The 3347-nt window shown below is 65.6% G+C and carries 3 protein-coding genes; all 3 read right to left on the reverse strand.

What is annotated here, in order from left to right:
• Nucleotides 1–292 precede the first annotated feature (292 nt).
• A complete protein-coding gene (gene istB, locus QZY44_RS08150; protein WP_295444805.1) occupies nucleotides 293–1099 on the reverse strand; it encodes an IS21-like element helper ATPase IstB in 807 nt (268 codons plus the stop codon).
• On the reverse strand, nucleotides 1092–2657 hold the full coding sequence (gene istA, locus QZY44_RS08155; RefSeq protein WP_295444810.1) for an IS21 family transposase: 1566 nt from the start codon (nucleotides 2655–2657) through the stop codon (nucleotides 1092–1094). Before istA (QZY44_RS08155) ends, istB begins: the two co-directional genes overlap by 8 nt.
• A gap of 110 nt (nucleotides 2658–2767) precedes the next feature.
• A partial coding sequence (gene istA / locus QZY44_RS08160) for an IS21 family transposase (protein ID WP_295444808.1) occupies nucleotides 2768–3347 on the reverse strand: 580 nt, incomplete at its 5' end.

Consider the following 3347-nt stretch of genomic DNA (forward strand, 5'->3'; position numbering starts at 1 on the left):
AAACCGGCCAAGATAGTTGTCGTCGACCGGCCAACCTAATTGTCGCCAACCACTGACAGCCGGTATCGATATGGACCGCCTGAAGGCGTCGTACCCTGTCGGCGCCGACCGAATTTTGACCCACCCTGCCGATCCAATTTTGACCCGGGGGGAAGCGCCGACCTCGTGATGGTCGGCTGTGGATAAGTGTAGTGTTTTGCCTTGGTCGTTGACCTCCTTGATGGATGATCGTGAGCGCGGGGGAAGCCGCGCAGGGCGTAGCCCGTAGCGGATTCCCCCGCGCCGCGGCCGATCAGATGGCGGCGTCCATCGGCTCTGGATTGGCGCCCTTGCGGACCTGCTCGCGGGCCCTGATGCGCTTCTTGGCGACATCGGAGCTGTGCAGGAAGCGGTAGCTCTTGTTGCCCGTCTCAACGATGTGGCAGTGGTGCGTGAGGCGGTCGAGCAGCGCGGTGGTCATCTTCGCGTCGACGAACACGGAAGACCACTCGGCGAAGTTCAGGTTGGTCGTGATCATCACGCTGGTGTGCTCGTAGAGCTTGCTCAGCAGGTGGAACAGCAGCGCCCCGCCGGCCTGGCTGAACGGCAAGTACCCGAGCTCATCAAGGATGACCAAGTCCATACGCAGCAAGCTCAGCGCGATGCGTCCGGCCTTACCCTGCGCCTTCTCCAGCTCCAGCGCGTTGACCAAGTCCACCGTCGAGTAGAACCGTACGCGCCGGCCGTGGCGCGTGATGCCGGACACGCCGATGGCCGTGGCCAGATGGCTCTTGCCCGTGCCCGGTCCGCCGACCAGAACGACGCAGTGCGCCTGGTCGGTGAACGACAGGTCGGCCAATTGATGGACCAACTTGCGATCGACCGGCGAGTCATTGAAGTCGAAGCCCGCCAGGTCACGGTGCACCGGGAACTTGGCCGAATGCATCTGGTGGCTCACCGAGCGCATTGCACGGTCGGTGGTCTCGGCCTGCAGCAAGTGCTCGATCAACCAGCGCGAGGCGTCGATGCCCGCGTTGCCACCTTGTTCGACCAGGTCGACCCAGGCGCCGGCCATGCCGTGCAGGCGCAGTTCCTTGAGATCGGCAAGCACGTCATGCATGGTCGGTCTCCTGGGCCTCATTGCGGGCGTCCTCGGGGGTGCTGGTGCCGCTGCCGATGTCGCCCTGCGCGCGCAGGGTGTCGTAGCGTGCTGTGTCGGCCAGCGGTGGGATCGTCACCTGCAACGTCGTGGCCGCGTTCTCCGGCTTGGGCGCGGCATTGAGCCGACTCATCACGTTGACCACATGCTCCACGCTGACCCGCCCCGACGGGGGCGCACTCTCCAGCGCCAACTCCACCGACACCAGCACCGCGTCCAGCCCGGCGGTGGGCACCAGGGCCAGCACTTGCGCCATCACGCGGTCGCCGCCGGCGTCGCGCAGCAGCGCCTTGCGCAACGCCAGCAACGGCTCTGGCATGTCGGCGAACGGCGCGCCGTTGCGCAGCGCGCCGGGCTTGCGCTGCAGCAGCGGGATGTAGTGCTGCCAGTCGTAACGGGTCAGACCGCGGTCACTGAGCCGGTCGTGACTGGCGACCACCTTGTCGTGGGCCACCACCACCACCCGCCCCGGGTACAGGTGCGTGCTGACCATCTGCCCGGCCAGCTCGCATGGCACCGAGTAACGGTTGCGCGCCACCGCCACCAGGCAGGTGCTGCTGACCCGCGCCGGCTTCTCCACATAGCCGTCGAACGGCGCGGGCATGGGCATCAGGTGCGCCCTCTCGTGCTCGAGCATCTCGGCCACGCTGAACTGCTCATGCTCGGGGTGCCGGACCTCCTCCCACAACGCCCGGCACCGTGCCCCCAGCCAGGCGTTGAGCTCGACAAACGAGCCGAAGCGCAGCTTGGCCGCATCGATCCAGATCCGCCGCCGGCTGTCCTGGACGTTCTTCTCGACCACGCCCTTCTCCCAGCCGGACGCAACGTTGCAAAAATCAGCATCGAACAGGTAATGCGCGCACATCACCGCGAAGCGCGCGTTGACGATCCGGCCCTTGCCTTTCTTGACTTTATCGACCGCCGTTTTCATGTTGTCATAGATGCCCCGCCTGGGCACCCCGCCCAGCGCGGCGAACGACCGCGTGTGGGCGTCGAACAGCATCTCGTGACCCTGGCTGGGGTAGGCCACCAGCCAGAACGCCCGGCTCGAGCACAGCTTGGTGTGGGCCACCTGCACGCGGTGATAGATGCCGCCCACCACCATCCCCTCGTCGCTCCAGTCGAACTGGAACGCTTCGCCAAGCTCGAACACCAGCGGCACGAAGGCATTCGTCAGCACCCCCTGGCCTTCGCCCTGGCGCCACTCGCGGATGAAGTCCGTCACTCGGCTGTAGCCCCCGCTGTAGCCGGCGACCCTGATCTCGGCGTACAGCGCCCGCGCCGTCCGTCGCTCGTGCTTGTGGCGCGACGCATCGGCCTTGAGCGCTTGCTTGATCGCCTCGTGGAACGTCGTCAGCTTGCCCGGCTGCGCGCCGCGCCGGTACTTCGGCTCGCCCTCCACCGGCGACTTCAGCCACTTGCGAACCGTGTTGCGCGACAAGCTTGTGATGCGCGCAATCTCCCTCACAGATTTGTTCTGGCGGCTGTGCATCCGCTTGACTTTGCCAATCATGGCCATGGTGATCACCCTCGTCTCCGCTGCTGAAAAAAACAGCAGGGTAGGTTGCAACACCCGGGTCAGTTTTGGATCGGCACAACCATCAAAGGTGGGTCAGTTTTCGGTCGGCGTCAACAGTGGGCGCGCTCTTCCTCGAACATGTCCACGGGCCGACGCTGCGTGGCGCCGTGCACGCGCACGTCGGCCACCGTGTCCACCCACAGCTGGGCGGCGGGCTGCACGGCGCTGAAGTCGATGAACTCCTGCCCGGCGAGGAAGTTCTTCTTGACGTAGCCCACGCCGTTCTCCACGCGCCCCTTCTCCCAACCCGAAGCCACGTTGCAGGGGGTGATCTCGAAGTTCCAATGGCGCGAGAAGTCCAGGTACTTCGGGTTGAACACCGGGGCGATGCCCACCAGGCGCTGCAGCACGGCCGACTTCAGGTTGTCGACCATCAGGCGCTGCGGCACGCCGCCGAAGGTGGCAAATGCGTTCTCGTGGCAGGCCAGGAAGAACTCCATCTCCTGCGACACGGTGAACTCCAGGTACATGCGCCGGCTGTAGCACAGCACCATCACGAAGAAGCTCAGGCGCCGGGTCGTGTTGCCCACCCGCACGGTGCCGTATGAACCCCAGTCGATCTGCGCACACTCACCCCGCTCGAAGTCCAACTTGAGGAAGGCCGGCTGGCGGCGCGGCCGGATGACGTGG

This window comes from uncultured Thiodictyon sp. (assembly GCA_903837595.1).
Lineage (GTDB): Bacteria > Pseudomonadota > Gammaproteobacteria > Chromatiales > Chromatiaceae > Thiodictyon.

Bases quoted from the DNA above. Each gene is read 5' to 3' on its own strand.
- istB (WP_295444805.1), bottom strand. From the start codon at position 1,099: ATGCATGACGTGCTTGCCGATCTCAAGGAACTGCGCCTGCACGGCATG.
- istA (WP_295444810.1), bottom strand. From the start codon at position 2,657: ATGGCCATGATTGGCAAAGTCAAGCGGATGCACAGCCGCCAGAACAAA.